Origin of the sequence: Streptomyces sp. NPDC060002 (genome assembly GCF_042737245.1) — a bacterium.
Classification (GTDB): Bacteria; Actinomycetota; Actinomycetes; order Streptomycetales; family Streptomycetaceae; genus Streptomyces.
The window spans coordinates 94822-114501 of record NZ_JBHWUW010000006.1; the positions used below are offsets into that span (position 1 = coordinate 94822).

The following is a 19680-nucleotide window of genomic DNA, read 5'->3' on the forward strand; positions in this document are numbered from 1 at the left end:
CCGGTCGGCCCGTGGTGGCTGCGGCTACGGGCCGACCGCTGGCTGCTCCCCATGGAAGTGCAGCTGGTGCATACCGATGTACGCCCTCGTCCGGTAATGCTCCGCGGAGCGGTAGCCGCCGGGCGCCCGCAGCGCGGCCGGGGCGCCGTTCAGGCCGGTGGTACGCAGGAAGTGGTCCTTTCCGGACAGTGTGACGGTCCGCAGCTTCCCGGCCGTCACGAAGTCGATCTCCAGATCCCAGGTCACGGTGGACCGGTTCACGGTGGGCCGGTTCACGGTGGGCCGCAGGTCGACCGCCACGTTCTCGCCGACGCTGCGGTGATCACCTGGTCTGTGAAGAACGCCGCTTCCGGACGATCGCTATCGAGGTCGATGTCTACTACGAGCGGCGGCTCGGCCCCGCCGAGGCCGGTATTGACGAAGGTGCCGTCCAGTACCGGGCCGCGCTCCAGCACGACCGCCCGCATGCCGGTGATGGTGATGGTCCGGTCGACGCCCTGGAAAGTGATGCGGCGCGGGCTGACCCCGACCTCCGCGCCGCCCTGCCGGTGGACCCATCGGGTGAGCTTCCGGTCGACATCCCAGGCCCGGGGTGCGCGGATCGCCCGGGCCAGCTCTGCCGGGAGCAGCGGCCCTGGTAGCGCCCAGTGGGAGCCGCCTCGCTCGACCGCCGAGAGCTGCGGCAGACCAACGTGCATATGCGGCCGCCACCGGAACAGCCCGGGCGTGGTCGCCGTGCCGAGCAGCAGTGCCGCGCCGAGCGCCGCGACCACCCACCACCAGGCCGGACTGTCCTGCGAGGCCCAGTTCGTGAACAAGCCGACGGCCACGGTAGTGACGGCCACCGCCATGAGTCTGGTGCCATTGCCGCCCATGCGGACCCTTCGGTCGAAAACACAGTCAGCTTGGCGACTGATGTTCCGTCAGATCCTGCTTCACTCGGGGTGGTTGCGCTACGCAGTGTGGCTCGTCGGACCGGGCGTGCCCGGGGACGCCTGAATCGGTCGCACCCGGGTCTCCCTCGCCTGAGGGCCAGGAAGACCACCTCTGGTGCATCGTCAGCCCACTACACTCACCGCGCGGCCTTTGGCCTGGCAAAACATCGAAGTCCGGCTGGAGCCCTTCTGGGTCGTGCCACCACACGTGTCAGAGGGGTGTCGCCTGCCTCACCCCGGGCGGGAGTCTGGTCCGTGACTGGTCAGGGGACAGTCCTCGTGCAGGTCGACCATCGACCTGAGGCAGCCTGTTGCTTACCCAGAGTGACTCCGGTGTCGGACTGCCTGGAGCGTAACGGCGCCTCCAGGCAACCGACTTGAGACTCTAGAAGAACCCAAGTTTCTTCGGGCTGTATGAAACCAAAACGTTCTTCGTCTGCTGGTAGTGCTCCAGCATCATCTTGTGCGTCTCGCGGCCGATGCCCGACTGCTTGTAGCCGCCGAAGGCGGCGTGGGCCGGGTACGCGTGGTAGCAGTTCGTCCAGACGCGACCCGCCTGGATCGCCCGGCCCGCGCGGTACGCCGTGTTGATGTCGCGCGTCCACACGCCCGCGCCGAGGCCGTACAGCGTGTCGTTCGCGATCTTGATGGCGTCGTCGAAGTCGTCGAACGAGGCCACCGAGACCACCGGTCCGAAGATCTCCTCCTGGAAGACCCGCATCCGGTTGTCGCCCTCGAAGATCGTCGGGCGGACGTAGTAGCCCCCCTTCAAGTCACCGTCGTACTCGACGCGTTCGCCACCGGTGAGGATCTTGGCGCCCTCCTCCCGGCCGATGTCGATGTACGAGAGGATCTTGGCGAGCTGGTCGCTGGACGCCTGGGCGCCGATCATCGTGTCGGTGTCCAGCGGATGGCCGGGCTTGATCAGCTCGGTACGGGTGACGGCCGCCTCGATGAAGTCGCCGTAGTTGCCGCGCTGGATCAGTCCACGCGACGGGCAGGTGCAGACCTCGCCCTGGTTCAGCGCGAACATGGTGAAGCCTTCGAGGGCCTTGTCGCGCAGGTCGTCGTCCTTCTCCCACACGTCGTCGAAGAAGATGTTCGGCGACTTGCCGCCCAGTTCCAGCGTGACGGGCTTGAGGTTCTGTGAGGCGTACTGCATGATCAGCCGCCCCGTGGACGTCTCGCCCGTGAAGGCGATCTTCGCCACCCGCGGGCTGGACGCGAGCGGCTTGCCCGCCTCCTCGCCGAAGCCGTTGACGATGTTCACCACACCCGGGGGCAGCAGATCGGCGACCAGGCTCATCCAGTAGTGAATGGACACCGGCGTCTGCTCGGCGGGCTTGAGGACGACCGTGTTGCCCGCGGCGAGCGCCGGCGCGAGCTTCCATGTCGCCATCAGGATCGGGAAGTTCCACGGGATGATCTGCGCGACGACGCCGAGCGGCTCGTGGAAGTGGTACGCCACCGTGTCGTCGTCGACCTCGCTGAGCGAACCCTCCTGGGCGCGGACCGCCCCGGCGAAGTAGCGGAAGTGGTCGATGGCCAGCGGGATGTCCGCGGCCAGCGTCTCTCGGACGGGTTTGCCGTTCTCCCAGCTCTCCGCGACCGCCAGGGGCTCCAGATGCGCCTCCATCCGGTCGGCGATCTTCAGCAGGATGCCGGAGCGCTCGGTCGCCGAGGCGCGGCCCCAGCCCGGCGCGGCCGCGTGCGCCGCGTCGAGTGCCCGCTCCACGTCCTCCGCCGTACCGCGCGCCACCTCGGTGAACGTCTCGCCGTTCACCGGAGACGGGTTGTCGAAGTACTGCCCCCGCGCCGGGGGCACGTATTCGCCGCCGATGTAGTGGTCGTAACGCGTCTGGTAGGAGACGATCGCGCCCTCGGTGCCGGGCGCCGCGTAACGGGTCATCCTGCTCTGCCTCCCTCAGCAGCGCTGCCCGCCGTTGGGCAGCTCTCCGCGGGAGGCTAGGGAGGCGGACGTTGCATCCACGTTGCGCCGCCCGCCGGGACGCCTTGGTCAGCGGGCGCCCCGCTTCCCGACGCCTCGCCCGTCGACGTCTCGTCATCCGACACCTCGCTTTCCGACGCCTCGCCTGGCGACGTCTCGCTTTCCGACGCCTCGCCTGGCGACGCCTCGCCTGGCGACGTCTCGCTTGGCGACGTCTCGCTTCCCGGCGTTCCACCTGTGGACGCGGCGCCCGCCCTACAGGTGCGGCCATCCGGTCGGCGCCGTCAGCTCCGACTCGAGGGACGCGAGGCGAGCCCGTATCGCGGCCGTCGGGCGGGCCGCCGCGAGCGCCCGCCAGACGCCGAGGTCGTCCTCGCCCCACGGCGCGTGCGCCCAGTCCGCCAGCAGATCGGGGTCGCCGCAGGCGATCAGCGCGGCGCGCAGGCCCTCGGCGAGCAGGCGTCTGAGCCGTGCCACCGCCGGCGCCTGGGACGACGGGAGCGGTGGCCCGGTGTACGCGCCCACGGCCGCCGTGACCGCGCCGGCCGCCAGCCTTCGCTCGACGACCGCGACGTCCGACTCGCACGCGACGGTGAGCCGGTAGGGGCGCGAGGCGAGCAGCCCGGGGCCGAGCACCCCACGCAGCCTGGCGAGTTCGGCCCGCAGTGTCACGGGGGGCACCGACTCGTCCTCGTACAGCGCGCACAGCAGCTCGTCGCCCGTCAGGCCCTCGGGACGGCGGGCCAGCAGCACCAGGATCTCGCTGTGCCGGCGGCTCAACCTGATGTCACGGCCGCCGGTGATCAGACGGGCCTCGTCCCGGCCCAGCACGGTCAGCCGCGGTGCGTCTACGGCGGTCCGCTCCGGGGCGAGCAGTGCCAGGTGCGTTTCCGCGGCCCGCGCGACGGCCTGCACGAAGCCCAGGCTGTGCGGATGCGCCAGCCCGTCCCCGCCCGTGATGTCCACGGCGCCCAACACCCGCCCGGTCCGCGGATCGTGTATCGGAGCCGCGGCGCACGTCCATGGCTGCACCCGCCGGATGAAGTGCTCGGCCGCGAACACCTGCACCGGCCGGTCCAGGGCGACCGCGGTGCCCGGCGCGTTCGTCCCGACCGCGCTCTCCGCCCAACGCGCGCCCGGCACGAAGTTCATCCGCCCCGCCTGCCGCCGGGTCGCCGCGTGGCCCTCGACCCACAACAGCCGTCCGTGCGCGTCGCACACCGCCAGCAGGTGCTTTCCGTCGGCGGCGAACGTGCCCATCAGCTCACGGAACAGCGGCATCACCCGCGCCAGCGGATGCTCGGACCGGTAGGCGCCGAGATCGCCGTCGGTCAGCTCGATGCTCGCCGTGCCGTCGGGACCGACGCCGGCCCGCGCGGAACGCCGCCAGGAGTCGGCCACGACGGCACGCACCGGACGCGGTACGGTGCCCGCCTCGGTGAACGTCTCATGGGCGCGCCGCAGGATGCGCACCCGCTCGGCAGGGTCGGCACCCGGTTCCAGGGCCACCCAGGGATCGGTCAACTCGTCCTCCCGGAAGGCGTTACGGCTGGAGACATCGTCACCCCGGGTGCGCGGACCGACAACCGTTTGGACGACGTCGCCCCGAAGCCGGCCATCCGCTTTCGGTCCGGTTCGGGTCAGGAGCTGCCCACGAGCCTCAGGTAGCGGACCCAGTCCCAGTTCGGACCGGGATCGGTGTGATCGCTGCCCGGCACCTCGTAGTGGCCGATGATGTGCGCCCGGTCCCTCGGGATGCCGTACCGGTCACAGACCGACGCCGCCAGCCGGGCGGATCCCTCGTAGAGGGCGTCGGTGAAGTAGGCCGGTCTGTCCACCCACCCTTCGTGCTCGATACCGATGCTGCGGGTGTTGAAGTCCCAGTTCCCCGCGTGCCAGGCGATGTCCGACTCACGCACGCACTGCGCCACATGACCGTCCACGGAGCGCACGACGTAGTGGGCGGACACCCTCTTGCGCGGATTCCGGAAGACGGTCAGGGCCTTGGCGTACAGGGTCTGTGTGACATGGATGACGACGCGGTCGACGGGATGGGTGGCGGGGCGGTTCGCCGCCGTGCGGTTGGCGGCGGTCGCGGGCTGCCACTCGGCGAGCGGGTAGTCGACGGTCCGGGGCTCGGCGCCCGCCGGCGCGTCGGGCAGCAGTACGTACGGGACGGCGGCGAGGGCGGCGCCCTTCAGGATCCGTCGTCGGCCGGGGAGGGTTCGTGCTCGTTCCACAGGGGTGTTGCCTCTCGGGGTCTCGGACGTCCGGCAGGCGGCACCGGCCGTGTGCGGGGCGTCGGTCGATCCGGTACACGTCCGGCTCGCCGGACCCGTGATCCCGTACCGGCCGGCCACTGCCGTCGTCCTCGGCGGCTGCGTCCGCACGCATGACGTTACGACACCGGCCGGTCAGGCAGGAGGACATGCCGGGGGTCGGTGGACGAGCGCGGAACTGTGGACAACTCGCTCACCCGAACGGGGAGTTCCAAGCCCGATCGGCACCTCGGCCGACACGAGGACTGACGTCGGCCGGTGACACGACCGGTCCACCGCCCCGTCCGCTCAGGCCCGCTCCGCCACCGCCGCGGGATCGTCCAGCACGGCGCGCACCACCGAGTGCGCGGCCCCCAGCAACGGGCCCTCGGGACCGAGCCGGGAGACGGACACGGGACGGGCGGGGCCCGCCGTGCGCCGGGAGAGTTCGGTCTCGAGGGACGGCAGCAGCCACGGCGCGAGCCCGGCCAGGGCTCCGCCGAGCACGACACCCTCCGGGTCCAGAAGATTGAGCGCCCCGGTGAGAGCGATGCCGAGGGCCGTTCCCGCCTCGCGCAGCGCCCGCCGTACGTCCGGGTCGCCGTCCGCGGCGCGTCCCGCGAGGAGTCCGACGCGGTCCTCGCCCGGTTCCAGCCCGGCGGCGCGCAGCACCGCCTCCTCGCCGGCGTACTGCTCCAGGCATCCGCGCCCGCCGCACACGCACTCCGGTCCGTCGGGGTGCACCGGCACATGCCCCAGCTCACCGGCGAAGCCGCGGGTGCCGCGCAGCAGGCTGCCGTCCACGACCAGCGCGGCGCCGATGCCGATCTCCGCCGAGACGTGCAGGAAGTTCCCCGGAGTGTCCGCGCCGAGCCAGAGTTCGGCCAGTCCGCCGAAGTTGGCCTCGTTGTCCACGGTCAGCGGGAACTCCCCGGGCAGCAGCGCGCCGAGGTCGACGTCCTGCCAGTCGAGGTTGGGTGCGCGGACGACCGTACGGGCGTCGCGGGCGACCAGGCCGGGGACGGCCACGGCGAGTCCGGCCGGCCACAACCCCTCGCGCTCGGCCTCGGCGACCACCTGGCGCACGAGCCCGGTCAGTTCCTCGACCACCGGCCCGGGGGAGCGGCCCCGGTTCGTGCCGTGCCGCACGGCGCGCGCCCGCACCTCACCGCGCAGGTCGACGACGCAGGCCGCCAGGTGGTCGACGCCGATCTCGGCGCCTATGCCCGACGGACCGCGCCCGCTCACCGCCAGCGCCGAACCGGGGCGGCCCACCCGGCCCGGCCGCTCGGGGCCCAGTTCATCGAGCAGTCCGGTGCGTATGAGTTCGTCGACGAGGGTCGAGACCGCTGCCCGGGTCAGGCCGATGCGTGAGGCGACCGCCGCGCGCGAGAGCGGTCCCTCGGCGCTGACGGCGTGCATCACCCGGGCCAGGTTGCGGCGGCGCATGCCCTGCTGGGTGTCGGGCAGTGCGCGCCCCGGGCCGGTCGGCCGGGCCTCGTGCAGCGGTGCGGTCATGCCTCCGTCGATTCGTCGATGCTCAGTGGGCGTCCGTGCTCCGGTCCAGCAGCGGGGCCGCGTCGGAGAGTACCCCGGCGATCCTGGCCAGCGTCGCCTCGTCCCGCTCGACGGCGTCCAGCACCGGACCCCGGGTGGTGTTCCAGCGGCGGGCGACGGCGGCCGGGTCCTCGCCGGTCAGCAGGCCCGCCGCCTGTGCCGCGGCGCCCAGCGCGACGAGTTCCTTGGCCTCGGGCACCTGGACCGGCCGCCCGGACAGCCGGCGCACGGTCTGCTGCCAGGCCGCGCCCCGGGCGCCACCGCCGATCAGCAGCAGGGGGGCCGAGCGGTCCGCGTCCTCGTCGAGAACCAGGTCGAGCGCGCCGAGCAGGGAGTGCACGGCGCCGTCGTAGGCGGCCTGGAGCAGCTGGCCGGCGGTCGTGTCGTGGCGCAGACCGTGCAGGAGGCCCGAGGCGTTCGGCAGGTTCGGGGTGCGCTCGCCGTCCAGGTAGGGCAGCAGCGTGAGCTCCGAGGTGGGCTCCACGGCCTCGCGGTCCAGGCCCAGCAGGGCTGCCACGCGATCGACGGCGAGCGTGCAGTTCAGGGTGCAGGCCAGGGGCAGCCAGGCGCCGTGCGCGTCGGCGAAGCCGGCCACGGTGCCGGTGGGGTCGGTGGGGCGGCGCCTGGCCACCGCGTACACCGTGCCCGAGGTGCCGAGGCTCAGCACGGGCGTGCCGGGGCGCAGCCCGAGGCCGAGCGCCGCCGCGGCGTTGTCCCCGGTGCCCGGGGCGACCAGGGTGCCCTTGGCGAAGGGCAGGTCGTGACTGTCGCGTACGGTGCCCGCCACTTCCCCGGGCCGCACCACGCGGGGCAGCAGCGCCGGGTCGAGTCCGACGTGGGCGAGGATCTCCGCGTCGTACGACTCGGTCGCGGACGCCCACCAGCCGGTGCCCGAGGCATCGCCGCGGTCGGTGGTGCCCTCACCCGTGAGGCGCTCGGTGAGGTAGTCGTGGGGCAGGCGCACGGCCTTCGTGGCGCGCAGGGCCTCCGGCTCGTGCTCCGCCAGCCAGGCCCACTTCGTGACCGTGAACGAAGCGGCCGGGACGGACCCGGTGCGCTCCGCCCAGAACTTCGCTCCGCCCAGTTCCTCGGTCAGCCGACGGGCCTGTGGGGCCGAGCGCACGTCGTTCCACAGCAGCGCCGGGCGCACCGGCTCGCCGCGCTCGTCCAGGGTGACGAGCCCGTGCTGCTGCCCGCCGACCGACACCGCGGCGGCCTCGCGGGCCGCGTCACCGCACTGGTGCAGAGCCTCTCGCAAGGCGTCCCACCACTGGCGGGGGTCGCTCTCGCGGCCGGCCCCGGAGGTCACCGTGTGCGGCGCCTGGCCGCTCGCGACGACCTCTCCGGTGGCCGCGTCCACGACCAGGGCCTTGGTGGACTGGGTGGACGTGTCCACGCCGACGACGAGCGGACCCTCGGCTGCTGACATCGGGTTCTCCCTCAAGTTTTTCCGCGGCTCTGCGGGATCTGTCTTCCCACGAGATGCGTCCGCATACTAATTTGTAAACTGCCATGACGAAATAGTCGGCGACACAGTCTTCAAGCAAGGAGCCGCGGCATGAGCTACCAGCCCACCCCCGATGACAGGTTCACCTTCGGCCTTTGGACCGTCGGCTGGCAGGGAAGGGACCCGTTCGGTGACGCCACCCGGCGTGCCCTGGACCCGGTCGAGTCGGTGCAGCGCCTGGCCGAGCTGGGCGCCTACGGCGTGACCTTCCACGACGACGACCTGATCCCCTTCGGGTCCTCCGAGAGCGAGCGCGAGGAGCACATCAAGCGCTTCCGCCAGGCCCTGGACACCACCGGCATGACCGTGCCGATGGCCACCACCAACCTCTTCACGCACCCCGTCTTCAAGGACGGCGCGTTCACGGCGAACGACCGTGACGTACGTCGCTACGCCCTGCGCAAGACGATCCGCAACGTCGACCTGGCCGTCGAGCTCGGTGCGAAGATCTACGTCGCCTGGGGCGGCCGTGAGGGCGCGGAATCCGGTGCCGCCAAGGACGTACGCGTGGCCCTCGACCGCATGAAGGAGGCCTTCGACCTCCTCGGTGAGTACGTGACCTCCCAGGGCTACGACCTGAAGTTCGCCATCGAGCCCAAGCCGAACGAGCCGCGCGGCGACATCCTGCTCCCCACCGTCGGCCACGCCCTGGCCTTCATCGAGCGCCTGGAGCGTCCGGAGCTGTACGGCGTGAACCCCGAGGTCGGCCACGAGCAGATGGCCGGGCTGAACTTCCCGCACGGCATCGCCCAGGCGCTGTGGGCGGACAAGCTCTTCCACATCGACCTCAACGGTCAGTCCGGCATCAAGTACGACCAGGACCTGCGCTTCGGTGCCGGCGATCTGCGCTCCGCGTTCTGGCTGGTCGACCTGCTGGAGAGCGCCGGCTACGCGGGCCCGAAGCACTTCGACTTCAAGCCGCCGCGTACCGAGGACCTCGACGGCGTGTGGGCTTCGGCCGCCGGCTGCATGCGCAACTACCTGATCCTCAAGGAGCGTGCGCTCGCGTTCCGCAGCGACCCGGAGGTCCAGGAGGCCCTGCGCGCCTCCCGCCTGGACGAGCTCGCCCAGGCCACCGCCGCGGACGGCCTGGAGAGCCTGCTGGCCGACCGCACCGCCTTCGAGGAGTTCGATCCCGAGGCGGCCGCCGCTCGTGGCATGGCCTTCGAGCACCTCGACCAGCTCGCCATGGACCACCTCCTGGGCGCCAGGGGCTGAACCGGCACGCACGCGTGTGTGCCGGTGAGCGTGCACACACGCGTGCCGTCGAACGATCGGTCCTCGCTCGGATTGGCTCGGCCTCGGCCCGCTCTCCGCACGGTCTCCGCACGCTCTCCGCACGGTCTCCGCTCGGAATACGCCGGAATCATGCGGTCCATGACATGGGTCGGTACCAACTTCCGTGCGGGGCTCGCGCTGCGAGCGGTTCACCGCGACGCTGGTCGGTATGGTCATGCCGCCCGTACCGCCCCAACCGCCCGGACCGCCGGGCGACATGCCGCCTCCGGGCGGCTTCGGACCGCCCCGCTCCGGCTACGGACCCGACGACGGGACGGGCGGGGGCGGTTGGTCGCCGCCGCCGTCGGGTCCGCCGGGCGGGTCCGGAAGGCGCAGGAACCCCCTCTTCGTCGTCCTCGCTCTGCTCGTCACGGCCGGAGCCGTGGTCGCCGTCGTGCTGATGAGAGGCGACGATTCGCCGGCCGACGAGCCGAACGCCGGCAACAGCACCGGCAGCGGCGCCTCTCCCGCCCCTTCCTTCAGCCTTCCGGCCGAGCTGCCCAGCGGCTTGCCGACCGAACTGCCGTCGCAGCTCCCCACCCGTCTGCCGAGCCAACTGCCGACCGCGTTGCCGAGCGATCTGCCGAGCGATCTCGAGTCACTGCTGCCGTCCCTGGAGGAGCTGCTGCCCTAGCGGCCACGCGCGCGTGGCCGCCGCGCACCGCCACGCGCGCGTGCCGAGGCGCCGTCTCTCACACGCCCCGCGGCAGCCGCACGTAGGTGACCGTCGTCTCGATGCCGCTGTCGACGAGCCGGCCCTGCGCGTCGAACGCGCCGGCACCGTCCGTCATCCCGAAGTCGTTGTCGTTGATGAGGGCCAGCGTCGAGTGGTCCACGAGCGCGACGCCCTCGATCTTCCCCGGCACCCCGGCGACCGTGCCGAGATCGACGGCCAGGCGCTTCGCCAGCACGGGAACTCCCGAGGCCGCGGGGTCGTCCAGCTGCTCCAGTGACGGGGACGTCGCGTCGTCGTCCCAGCGGCTGTCCAGGATGTTCGCCGCCCGGCTCAGTCGTACGAGGTGCAGTCGTGCGGCCTTGTCCGTGCGCTCCTCCACGAGCAGCCGGTCGCCGCCCACGGCGACCACCGAGGAGATCTTGAGCTCGGAGGTGTCGTCCTCGCTCGGGTCGACCACGTCGACCGGGTCGAAGCGGTACGCGTACTCGGCGGTGACGGCCTTCTTCTTCGGCGAGAAGCGCAGCAGGCGCGCGGTCCTCGAACCCTCTCCCGCGGCCGTGTCCGGAAGCGACAGCGGGCTCTGCACCGCCAGGACGAGGTCGCCCCCCGGGAGTTGGGCCAGGCCCTCGAAGCCGCGGTTGGTCTTCCGGTGCAGCAGGACCGCCGGCAGTGTCTCCACCACCGGGTAGTCCGTGCCCGTGAGCTTCAGCCCCTGGGGCACGTAACGCGTCAGGACCTGCCCGCGCGCGGAGACGTGCACCAGCGAGGGCCCGTACTCGTCGACGAGCCAGAAACTCCCGTCCGCCGCCCGCACGATGCCCTCGGTGTCCAGCCCGTTCGGGTTGTGCGCCAGCGGCGTCTGCGCGTCGTAGGAGTACGGCGCCTCGTCGCGTCCCGCCTGGTTCGACAGGCCCGTCACGGGCTTCCCCGACTTCGTGGTGACCGGGATCGCCCGGAGCACCTTCACCGTGTCCCCGGACACCCGGATCCGCACGATCGCCGGGTCGAACCCGGGCACGGCGAACGTACGGCGCTTGGTGCTGCCCACCTTGATCTGCCCGTTGGGCCCGCGGTCCGTGACCGTCCAGAACTCGCCCTTGCGGCCCGCCGGAAAGATGTCGCTGCCGATGCCGCCGAGGTCCACGCCCCGGTCGCCGGCCACCGTGCCGGGCAGCAGCGCGTTGCTGAACGTCCCGAGCGGGATGTCGCCGAGCGTCGCGGTCCGCGTGACGTGCGTCTCCTGGGGCGGCGTGCCCGCGGCGGCCGGTCCGGCGGTGGCGAGCGCGGCCAGTACGGCGAGCGGTACGCCCGCCGCGACGGAACGGTGGACGCGGCGCCGACCGGTGGCGTGCGGGGACATCAGGCCTCCTGAGGAGAGGATGCGGCAAGTTCGATGACAGCGGCCAGAGTTGGGGCTCGCGCCGAACGCCGTACGACCTCCGGGTGAACACGCGGCGTCGGCCGCCCGTCGGACCGGCACCCCGCGCGGCACCCTACGGAGCCCGGGCCTGGGAAAGCGCTTACTCCTCGACGTGCCGGGCCACGGCCAGAGCCGTCGCCGGGTCCTGGGCCGCCTCCCCGGCCGGCGTCCAGCGGCCGCCCTCCTTGCGGTACGGCCACCATCTGCCGTCCCGCCCCAGCCGCAGTTGGCAGGCCGTCCCGACGACCGTCCACCTGTTCCCCCGTGCCCGCAGCACCGGCCGCTCGTCCTGCTCCCAGGCCGAGTCCAGCGCGGCACGCGCGCGTGCGAGCGCTTCGCCCTCCACGGTCCACTCCTCCTCGAACACGGACAGGGCAGCCACCCCGCCGTGTCGCCAGGCCCGGACGGCAGCCGCCAGTTCCGCCCGGTCGCGCCCCGATCCGGCGGCGAGGCGGCCCACCGCGGCCTCGCCGGCGCGATCCACCGTCCCGGGCACGTCGAGGACGCCCTCCGCCAGCCGTACGGCGTCCTGGCCCACGGTCAGCCGGGCCGACGGCGTGCGCCGCCCCGCCCCTTCGCGGAGCGCCTCCGCGAGCGTCCGGTGCGCCGCGGCGGCCGTCCGGGCGGCCAGGATCTCCAGCGCCGCCGGTTCCAGCCCGGCCGGGGGCGGGGCGTCCGTGTCCAACGAAGGCGGCACACCCGGCTCCGGCGGGAGTTCGGGCACGGCGGGCAGCGGAGGCAGGATGTTCCCTGCCGCGTACGCCTCCGCCGCGTCCACCCCTTCGGTCCGCAGCGGCTCCGCAGCGGACCGAGCGGCGGAGCCGCGCGCCTGGAGATCGTCCAGCAGGCTCTGTTCGGCACGTCCCCGAAGCAGCAGGAGCACGAAGGGATCCTGGTCGAGCAGCCTCGCCACCTGGTAGCAGACCGCCGCCGTGTGACCGCAGTGGTCCCAGGCGCCGCAGTCGCACTGCGCCTCCAGGTCGCCGAGCCCCGGTAGCAGGTCGATGCCCGCCGATGCGGCGTCCTCGACCAGATGGGGCGGCATCTCCCGGTCGAGCAGCGCGGCGACGTGCCCCGCCCGTTCCACCGCGAGGTCCACAAGACGCTCCCATTGGTCGTCCGAGAGCCTGTCGAGCAGCACGTCGGCCCGGTGCCGCGTGTGATCGCGGTCCTGGACGACGGCCGTGACGCGCCCCGGTCGCACCGACACCGCGCCCACGGCGCCCGCGCGCGAGAGGCGGCGGCCCGTCCTCACCTGTTCCCCGTCCAGCGCGCCGTCCTCGAGCGCGGCCAGCCACGCGCGCCCCCACCACGTCTGAGCGAAGCCCCTCCCTTGCGCGGGTGACAACGCGGCGAAGGTCCGTTCCTCGACGTTGTCGTGCCGGTTCATCGCGTATCCCCTCGCAGCTGCACCAGATCCGCCAGCTCGGCGTCCGTCAGTTCCGTGAGCGCCGCCTCGCCGGCCCCGAGAACGGCGTCCGCGAGATCCTGCTTGCGGCGCAGCATGTCGGCGATGCGGTCCTCGATCGTGCCCTCGGCGATCAGCCGGTGCACCTGCACGGGCCGGGTCTGGCCGATGCGGTACGCCCGGTCCGTGGCCTGCGCCTCGACCGCGGGGTTCCACCAGCGGTCGTAGTGCACGACGTGCTCCGCGCGCGTGAGGTTGAGGCCCGTGCCCGCCGCCCTGAGCGACAACAGGAACACGGGGACCTCACCGTCCTGGAAACGCCGGACCATGTCCTCCCGCTCGGCGACGGGCGTACCGCCGTGCAGGAACTGAGTGGGTACGCCCCGCGCAGCCAAGTGCTGTTCCAGGATCCGAGCCAGGCGCACGTACTGCGTGAAGACCAGCACGCTCGCCCCCTCGGCGAGGAGGGTGTCGAGCAGCTCGTCCAGGAGCTCGAGTTTCCCGGAGCGTCCGGTGGTCCTCGGCCGTTCCTCCTTCAGGTACTGCGCCGGGTGGTTGCAGATCTGCTTGAGGCCGGTCAGGAGCTTCACGATCAGCCCGCGGCGCGCCATGTGGCCGGCTTCGGCGATCGCCGCGAGCGTCTCGCGCACCACGGCCTCGTACAGGCCGGTCTGCTCCTTCGTGAGGGCCACGGGCCGATCGGTCTCGGTCTTGGGCGGCAGCTCGGGGGCGATCCCCGGGTCCGACTTGCGGCGGCGCAGCAGGAACGGTCCCACGAGCCGGCCGAGCCGCTCCGCCGCGGCCGGGTCTCCGCCGCTCTCGACGGCTCGCGCGTACCGCGTACGGAAGGCGCCGAGCCGGCCCAGCAGGCCGGGTGTCGTCCAGTCCAGGATCGCCCACAGCTCCGACAGGTTGTTCTCCACCGGGGTGCCGGTGAGCGCCACACGCGCGCGTGCGCCGATGGTGCGCAGCGCCCGCGCGGTCGCCGAGTAGGGGTTCTTCACATGCTGCGCCTCGTCCGCCACGACCAGCCCCCACGGCACCTCGCCGAGCCGCCCTGCGTCCAGGCGCAGCGTGCCGTAGGTGGTGAGGACGAACTCCCCGTCGGACAGCTCCTCCAGATCGCGTCGCGGCCCATGGAAGCGGCGCACCGGCGTGCCCGGCGCGAACCTCTCGATCTCCCGCTGCCAGTTGCCCATCAGGGACGTCGGACAGACCACGAGGGTGGGACCCGCCGCCGAGGCGTCCGTCTGGCGGTGCAGGTGCAGGGCGATCAGTGTGACGGTCTTGCCGAGCCCCATGTCGTCCGCCAGACAGCACCCCAGTCCCAGGGCCGTGGTCCGGGCCAGCCAGTCCAGGCCGCGCCGCTGGTAGTCGCGCAGCGTGGCGTCGAGGGCCGCGGGCTGCTCCACCGGCTCCTGCGTCCCGGGACGCGTCAGCCGCTCCCGCAGGGCCGCCAGCCACCCGGTGGGCCGTACGTCGACCCGTCGGCCGTCCACCTCCGTCGAGCCCGTCAGAGCCGCGCCCAGCGCGTCCACGGGCGTCATCTTGCGGTCCTGCTGAGCGCGGGCCCTGCGCAGTTCCCGTGGGTCGATCAGCACCCATTGGTCGCGCAGCCGCACCAGCGGCCGGTTGGCCTCGGCCAGCCGGTCCAGCTCCTCGCGCGTCAGCTGCTGGTCGCCCAGCCCGAACCACCAGGTGAACGTCAGGAGCGAGTCCGCCGACAGGAAGGACGGCGTGTCCGCGCCGAGCCGGTCGGGCCCCCGTTCTCCCTCCGGCGGCTCCGGCGGCCCCACGACCGCGCGGGCGGTCAGGGTGCGGGCCAGCCCCCTCGGCCAGTGCACCTCGATCCCCGCGCCCGCCAGTGCCCGCGAGCCTTCGCCCAGGAGCTCGGACACCTCCTCGTCGACGAGCTCGACGGCGTCCGGCACGGTGGCCGACAGCAGGGGTGTCAGCGCCGGCCAGGCACGGGCCGCACGGCGCAGGGCGAGCAGGGCGTCCACCCGCGCGCGGGGACCGAACGCCCCGCGCGTGACACCGGAGTCCGTCCAGACGGCGGTGGCGTCCGCGACGAGCGCGGGGTCGCTCACACTGTGCACCTGCGGCACAGCCCGGAACCCGGGTGCCGCGGGGCCGACCGCGGGTGCGTCGACCTCGGGCACGCCGAGTCCGCAGACCTCGATCCGCAGCGAGATCCGTACGCCGGCGTCGTGGCCCGCGGCGACGTCGGCCGCCCACGCGCGCAGCTCCGGCAGGTGCCGGGGCTGCGGGGCCGAGTAGGCCGGACCTCCCGTCAGGAGCGACGCGGCGGGCGTGCGGGGCAGTGCGTCCGCCACGGCGTCCAGGAAGGCGCGCAGCAGACGCTCGGGGTCGGGAAGACGCAGCGGGGCGGTTTCGTCCACCGGCACGGCGTGTGCCTCGGGCGGCATCGAGGCGGCCAGTCGGCGCACCTGCTCGACGTCTTCCGGGGCCGGCGGGCCGAGCCGCCACGCGTCGTGGTCCTCCGGCGACAGACCGGGCAGCAGGAGACCGCGCGCCACGCACCGCAGGGCCAGCAGAGCGGCCGCACCCCAGAAGGCGGCGGCCCGGTGTCCGTCCGGCACGGCACGCGCGTGTGTGAGGACGGGCAGGGCCTCCTCCACCGGCAGCAGGACGGCGGCTACGCGCGCGAGTGCCACACCGGCGCCGGCAGGCCGGACGACAGGCAGCTCCTCCGTCCGCCGGCCCGCTGTGGCGGGAAGCGCGTCGTCGTCGGGTCTCCAGAAGGCGACGCCGCCGGTCCGTGACGGGGTACCGGGCACGAACACGGCAGAGCAACGTGCCAGTTCGGAGATCTCGAACGGTGTCTCCACGGGAACCCTCTGCACGGCGATGAAACTACTCCTCAAACTTGACTACCAGGGGCGGGGTCGCCGAGGGTACAACACTTCGACGGGAAACGCGCACCGGTCTGGATCCGGTCCGGTCCGCCGACCTGGGGTACGCGTCCTCAGGGGCGTCTCGGGGCCGTACCTCAGGGACGTCTCAGGGTCGAATCCGGAACCGCGGGCGGCGCGAAGCCGTTTTCATGACAGAGAGCGGCAGTGGCCGCGAAGGAGGCGACGCTCATGTCGAAGAACGCGAAGATCGCCGCAGGGGGTGTGGCGGTCGGACTGCTGTTGTTGATCTGGCTGCCCTGGTGGGCTGCCCTGCTGATCGTGCTGGGGGTTCCGGCGGTGGCCTACCTCACGCTGGATCCCGCTCAGCGGCGCAGGCTGCGCCGTGTCACACGCAAGGAGCTCGGCCGCTGAGTGACGGGGACCGCGTCACGGTCCCCGTCCTCCCGCACCTCCGAGCCGCCCGGGCCCGTGAACGAACTCGCAGGGGATCGCCGCGAGCCCTCAGAGCGGCCGTACGGCCATCTTGTCGAGCGCGTCGAGGAGCCCGGGCAGTTCGGGTCCGCGGCCGACCGGCAGCACCTCGCCGGGCTCGTCGTCGAGCAGGACGAACGCGATGTCGTCGGTCCTGGCCACCAGCGACCAGCCGGGGCCGTCGGCGCGCAGGGTGCGCGCGTCACCGGGAGCGAACGACGAACGGACGCGGCCGAGCGGAGGCGGGGCGTCCACGTAGGCGCGCACCTCGGCGAGGACGCGTCGGATGCCGCTGTGGCCCTTCGCCGTGCCCTTCTCGGCCTCGCCGGCCGAGTCGGCCCGGTCGGCGGTGTCGGACCCGCCCGGCGCGTCGTCCCGGCCGTCCTGGCCGGCGCCGGCGCCGCCTCCCGCATCCGCAGCGGCGCCCTCCTGAGGGCGCGCGAACTCCGCGTCGTCGATCTGCTCGCGCCACAGGGCCCACTGGAGCGCGATCTCGTCGGCCCCCAGCCGCCGCTGGGCCGGACCCCAGGTGGTCGTGTCCGGGGGCGACAGCGCGGGGCCGTCCGCGACGTCGGCGGCGGGATCGTGCGGCGCGGGCACGCCGGGCGCCGCCACGGCGACCGCCAGCGGCCAGCCTGGCAGGGCGGCGACGACCGTCCGCTCGCCGGGCGACAGGTCGTACTCCATACCGCAGTCCCACGACGCGATGGCCACGGCCACCAGCGACACGTCGTCGATGACGACAGTCCACCGCGCGCCCTCGCCGTCCTGGCCCAGCACCAATCCGTACCCGTCGGCGAGCGGCGGGAGGCCGAGCGCCGCACAGGCCTCCGGGTAGTCGTCGCCCAGCGCGCTCGGGAACTTCGCCGGCGTCAGCAGCACCGCCGTGAGCACATAGAGCGCATCGTCCGCGGCGGCGACGGCGTCCTCGTCCGTCCCAGCCATCCCAGCCTCCCCATAGGTTTGTCCAACGGCGCGCACCCTAGTGCGGCGGGAAGGCGCTTGTCACGACTCCCCGACACACCCGGAGCTGCGGCTTTCCGGTCGGACGGGGCGAATCGACCACTCCCGGCCGTTGGATGCGTCACGCCGGCGGCAGTCCGAGGAGCGCGCGAGCCACGGTACGGGGCGACTCGTCGCGCTCCCGGGCGAGCGCGATGACCGCGCGACAGGCCAGTTCGTTGACCCCGAAGGACAGGGCCTCCGGCGACACCCAGCCCGCCGCCTCGTCGATCCTCTCCTGATCGTCCTCCGCGCACGCCGAGACGTACGCGGCGGCCGCCTCGAACAGATTGTGGGTGCGTTTCCGTTTCCCACCGTCACGCGACTCCTTGTCGGAACGCCTCTCCCCGCCCGGACGCGACCACGCGCGCATCGCGTCGCGGAATCTCCCGTAAGCCTTGCCGAACATGCCGACCGCCTTCCCCCTGCATCGCCCCGACCGATCGTTCATCTTCTGCTGTTCAACCTAGAGTTGGAGTTCCGGCGGCAGAAGGGGGACGGTGCGGTGAAGCGCTTCGAACGGCTCAGGCAGATCCGGCGGATGGACCCGTACGAGGACGCGTACGAGATCTACCGACTCACCGCGGCGTACGAGTTCCCCTGGGACGTCACCCGCGCTCTCGTGACCGTCTGCTCGGGTGCCTCCGGAACTCGGATGAGCAACCGGGGATCAATCTTGCCCTCCACCAGCAGCGGAGGCAGCGGGTACAGGTCCGGCAGGGGAGTGCTCTCGCACTCCGCCAAGGCGTCCATCGCCTGCTCGAAGAGGCCGGAGGCGACCCACCGCTGATAGCGGGTGGTGAGCCCGGCCGTCTTCCCGTAGCGCTCGGGAAGCTCCTTCCAGGTGACGCCCGTACGCGCCTTCGTCAGGACCGCTTCGAGCACCTGGCGGTGCGGAATGCGGTCGGCCCGTGAACGGCGCTCAGAGGCCGTGAAGAGGGGCTCCACAAGGGCCCAGGTGCTGTCGTCCAGGACGGGTACGCCGCGGTCCCGCGAGTGGAACCACGCGGTGAGCGTGTCGTCCGCCCGGACTTTCTTCGGTACCGGGCCGGCGAGCGTGACCTTGAGATCCAGGAGGTCGCACACCTCGGCCTTCTCGGCCGCGGTCATGTCCTTCATGCGGGTCTTGGCCACCTCGGCCAGGGCCTGGAGATCATGGGCCCTCTGCTGGGCCAGCTCGCCCTCCGCCTGCCAGGCGAGCGCCTCTTCCCGGAGCTTCACCAGCTCCTCGCGCTCGTCTTCAAGGGCCTTGGTCGCCTTGGCGGCAGCCTGGGGGGACCAGCTCTTGGCAGCCACGATCATCATGTTGGTGATCGCTTCGTCCTGGGCCTCGATCTTCTGGTCCAGCTCGGCCACGCGCTGGGCGTGGTCTCCCTGCTGGCCCGTGGCCATGTCCAGCCAGTCCATGGCCATCAGCGTGAGCCTGTCGGGATCCTGGAGCAGGGCGCAGACCTCGCCCCACACGCGCCCTTCCAGGGCGTCGGCGTCCACCTGCGAGCAGGTGCACACCTTGGCGCCCGGGTGGGCCTCGATCTTGCAGAGCAGCGGTACATGCGACCGGGGCGGTCGCAGCGGTCAAGGCCCGTGTAGTACTTCCCGCACGAGCCGTAGACCCGCCGGGACAGCGGATGGATGCCGCTCTCACCCTTTCGGGTGCGGGCGTTGCGCTCCAGCGCCTTGTTCAGGCGCTCGACCTCCGCCTCGGAGAAGAGGCGGGGAAGGTCGATGGTCACGCTGGCCCCGTTGGCCGCGGCGAGCCGTCCAGGCCGAGTTTCGTGCCGTTCTTGCGGCCCGCGGTCTCAGGGTTGCGGTAGACCATCCGCGCTTCCTGGATGGCCTTGGACTGCATGCGGCGCCGGAGGTTTCCGGCGGTCCAGAGCCTGCCGGTACGCGTGCGCATACCTTCGGCGTTCAGGGCCATGGCCGTCTTGCGGCAGTTCTTGGACTCGATGACGACCAGGTGCCAGGCGCGCTCCAGGACGTCCGTCTCATGGATGACTGTGCAGTGCCCGTCAGAGGGGCAGACGTCCAGCGTCAGGCGGGACTCCCCGCGCTTGCCCTGGTCCTGGATTCGCCACCCGTACGGCGCCGTGCCGCCGGGGTGGCCGCCCTCCTCCGCCTTCTCCTGGATGCCGGACTGTGTCCGGACACGGATGCGCGTGTACTCCTTGAAGGCATAGTTCGCCTCCTCGCGCATTGCCGCTTCGCCGTCTTCGGTGGTGTTGTCGATGTTCTTGTCCACCACGGCGACGAAGACGCCGAGGTCTTGCAGCTCCCACACCCAGCGCCAGAAGACCCGGTCCCGGAGGTCTTGCACCGGTGTACCTGCCCCCCTCGTCAT

At 72.3% G+C, this 19680-nt stretch carries 17 protein-coding genes and 1 pseudogene; 4 read left to right on the forward strand and 14 right to left on the reverse strand.

From position 1 onward, the window contains the following. Positions 1-24 precede the first annotated feature (24 nt). The 7 genes from ACFWBD_RS08245 to xylB all read right to left on the reverse strand — a co-directional run bounded on the left by ACFWBD_RS08245 (position 25) and on the right by xylB (position 8127). Positions 25-300 (reverse strand): hypothetical protein, encoded by a 276-nt coding sequence (locus tag ACFWBD_RS08245; protein WP_385664374.1) that lies wholly within the window; start codon positions 298-300, stop codon positions 25-27. Continuing rightward, positions 273-875, reverse strand: coding sequence for a hypothetical protein (locus ACFWBD_RS08250; protein ID WP_385664376.1), 603 nt, complete (start codon positions 873-875; stop codon positions 273-275). Before ACFWBD_RS08250 ends, ACFWBD_RS08245 begins: the two co-directional genes overlap by 28 nt. Before the next feature lie 445 nt (positions 876-1320). Then, positions 1321-2844: an aldehyde dehydrogenase family protein gene (locus tag ACFWBD_RS08255; RefSeq protein WP_385664379.1), complete on the reverse strand. Its 1524-nt coding sequence runs from the start codon at positions 2842-2844 to the stop codon at positions 1321-1323. 294 nt (positions 2845-3138) lie between these two features. Further along, the gene (locus tag ACFWBD_RS08260; protein WP_385664382.1) at positions 3139-4407 is read right to left on the reverse strand and encodes a GAF domain-containing protein; all 1269 of its coding nucleotides are present in this window, start codon (positions 4405-4407) and stop codon (positions 3139-3141) included. A 116-nt stretch (positions 4408-4523) separates the two neighbouring features. Beyond that, on the reverse strand, positions 4524-5123 hold the full coding sequence (locus tag ACFWBD_RS08265; RefSeq protein WP_385664385.1) for an N-acetylmuramoyl-L-alanine amidase: 600 nt from the start codon (positions 5121-5123) through the stop codon (positions 4524-4526). A gap of 327 nt (positions 5124-5450) precedes the next feature. Continuing rightward, the gene (locus ACFWBD_RS08270; protein WP_385664388.1) at positions 5451-6659 is read right to left on the reverse strand and encodes an ROK family protein; all 1209 of its coding nucleotides are present in this window, start codon (positions 6657-6659) and stop codon (positions 5451-5453) included. A gap of 22 nt (positions 6660-6681) precedes the next feature. Then, a complete protein-coding gene (gene xylB, locus ACFWBD_RS08275) occupies positions 6682-8127 on the reverse strand; it encodes a xylulokinase (RefSeq protein WP_385664391.1) in 1446 nt (481 codons plus the stop codon). Positions 8128-8256: 129 nt separating this feature from the next. Here xylB and xylA point away from each other — a divergent pair, with 129 nt between their 5' ends. Beyond that, on the forward strand, positions 8257-9423 hold the full coding sequence (gene xylA, locus ACFWBD_RS08280) for a xylose isomerase (protein WP_385664393.1): 1167 nt from the start codon (positions 8257-8259) through the stop codon (positions 9421-9423). 229 nt (positions 9424-9652) lie between these two features. Further along, complete coding sequence (locus ACFWBD_RS08285) at positions 9653-10117, forward strand: hypothetical protein (RefSeq protein ID WP_385664396.1); 465 nt, start codon at positions 9653-9655, stop codon at positions 10115-10117. 58 nt (positions 10118-10175) lie between these two features. Here the strand turns inward: ACFWBD_RS08285 and ACFWBD_RS08290 are convergent, their stop codons facing one another. From ACFWBD_RS08290 to ACFWBD_RS08300, 3 genes are all read right to left on the reverse strand, one after another. Then, on the reverse strand, positions 10176-11519 hold the full coding sequence (locus ACFWBD_RS08290; RefSeq protein ID WP_385664398.1) for an esterase-like activity of phytase family protein: 1344 nt from the start codon (positions 11517-11519) through the stop codon (positions 10176-10178). 160 nt (positions 11520-11679) lie between these two features. Next, entirely contained in the window at positions 11680-12969 is a 1290-nt protein-coding gene (locus tag ACFWBD_RS08295; protein WP_385664401.1) for an SWF or SNF family helicase, read from the reverse strand. Then, on the reverse strand, positions 12966-15854 hold the full coding sequence (locus ACFWBD_RS08300) for a DEAD/DEAH box helicase (protein WP_385664403.1): 2889 nt from the start codon (positions 15852-15854) through the stop codon (positions 12966-12968). The genes ACFWBD_RS08295 and ACFWBD_RS08300 overlap by 4 nt, the downstream gene beginning before the upstream one ends. Positions 15855-16094: 240 nt before the next feature. On the opposite strand from ACFWBD_RS08300, the gene ACFWBD_RS08305 reads away from it, so the two are divergent. Next, positions 16095-16277: a hypothetical protein gene (locus ACFWBD_RS08305; RefSeq protein ID WP_385664405.1), complete on the forward strand. Its 183-nt coding sequence runs from the start codon at positions 16095-16097 to the stop codon at positions 16275-16277. A gap of 90 nt (positions 16278-16367) precedes the next feature. Here the strand turns inward: ACFWBD_RS08305 and ACFWBD_RS08310 are convergent, their stop codons facing one another. Next, entirely contained in the window at positions 16368-17282 is a 915-nt protein-coding gene (locus ACFWBD_RS08310) for a hypothetical protein (protein ID WP_385664407.1), read from the reverse strand. A 139-nt stretch (positions 17283-17421) separates the two neighbouring features. Continuing rightward, complete coding sequence (locus ACFWBD_RS08315) at positions 17422-17748, reverse strand: hypothetical protein (protein ID WP_385664410.1); 327 nt, start codon at positions 17746-17748, stop codon at positions 17422-17424. A gap of 96 nt (positions 17749-17844) precedes the next feature. On the opposite strand from ACFWBD_RS08315, the pseudogene ACFWBD_RS08320 reads away from it, so the two are divergent. Next, a pseudogene (locus tag ACFWBD_RS08320) lies at positions 17845-17961 on the forward strand (DUF2236 domain-containing protein); the annotation flags it as partial. Here the strand turns inward: ACFWBD_RS08320 and ACFWBD_RS08325 are convergent. Together ACFWBD_RS08325 and ACFWBD_RS08330 are read right to left on the reverse strand one after the other, a co-directional pair. Further along, complete coding sequence (locus ACFWBD_RS08325; RefSeq protein ID WP_385664677.1) at positions 17910-18752, reverse strand: transposase; 843 nt, start codon at positions 18750-18752, stop codon at positions 17910-17912. The pseudogene ACFWBD_RS08320 and the gene ACFWBD_RS08325 overlap by 52 nt on opposite strands. Before the next feature lie 316 nt (positions 18753-19068). Next, complete coding sequence (locus ACFWBD_RS08330; protein WP_385664413.1) at positions 19069-19656, reverse strand: hypothetical protein; 588 nt, start codon at positions 19654-19656, stop codon at positions 19069-19071. Between the last annotated feature and the right edge of the window lie 24 nt (positions 19657-19680).

Coding starts and splice junctions, on each gene's coding strand:
- ACFWBD_RS08250 (WP_385664376.1), bottom strand. CDS start 875: ATGGGCGGCAATGGCACCAGACTCATGGCGGTGGCCGTCACTACCGTG.
- ACFWBD_RS08255 (WP_385664379.1), bottom strand. CDS start 2,844: ATGACCCGTTACGCGGCGCCCGGCACCGAGGGCGCGATCGTCTCCTAC.
- ACFWBD_RS08270 (WP_385664388.1), bottom strand. CDS start 6,659: ATGACCGCACCGCTGCACGAGGCCCGGCCGACCGGCCCGGGGCGCGCA.
- xylB (WP_385664391.1), bottom strand. CDS start 8,127: ATGTCAGCAGCCGAGGGTCCGCTCGTCGTCGGCGTGGACACGTCCACC.
- xylA (WP_385664393.1), top strand. CDS start 8,257: ATGAGCTACCAGCCCACCCCCGATGACAGGTTCACCTTCGGCCTTTGG.
- ACFWBD_RS08285 (WP_385664396.1), top strand. CDS start 9,653: ATGGTCATGCCGCCCGTACCGCCCCAACCGCCCGGACCGCCGGGCGAC.
- ACFWBD_RS08290 (WP_385664398.1), bottom strand. CDS start 11,519: ATGTCCCCGCACGCCACCGGTCGGCGCCGCGTCCACCGTTCCGTCGCG.
- ACFWBD_RS08295 (WP_385664401.1), bottom strand. CDS start 12,969: ATGAACCGGCACGACAACGTCGAGGAACGGACCTTCGCCGCGTTGTCA.
- ACFWBD_RS08305 (WP_385664405.1), top strand. CDS start 16,095: ATGTCGAAGAACGCGAAGATCGCCGCAGGGGGTGTGGCGGTCGGACTG.
- ACFWBD_RS08310 (WP_385664407.1), bottom strand. CDS start 17,282: ATGGCTGGGACGGACGAGGACGCCGTCGCCGCCGCGGACGATGCGCTC.
- ACFWBD_RS08315 (WP_385664410.1), bottom strand. CDS start 17,748: ATGTTCGGCAAGGCTTACGGGAGATTCCGCGACGCGATGCGCGCGTGG.
- ACFWBD_RS08325 (WP_385664677.1), bottom strand. CDS start 18,752: ATGGCCATGGACTGGCTGGACATGGCCACGGGCCAGCAGGGAGACCAC.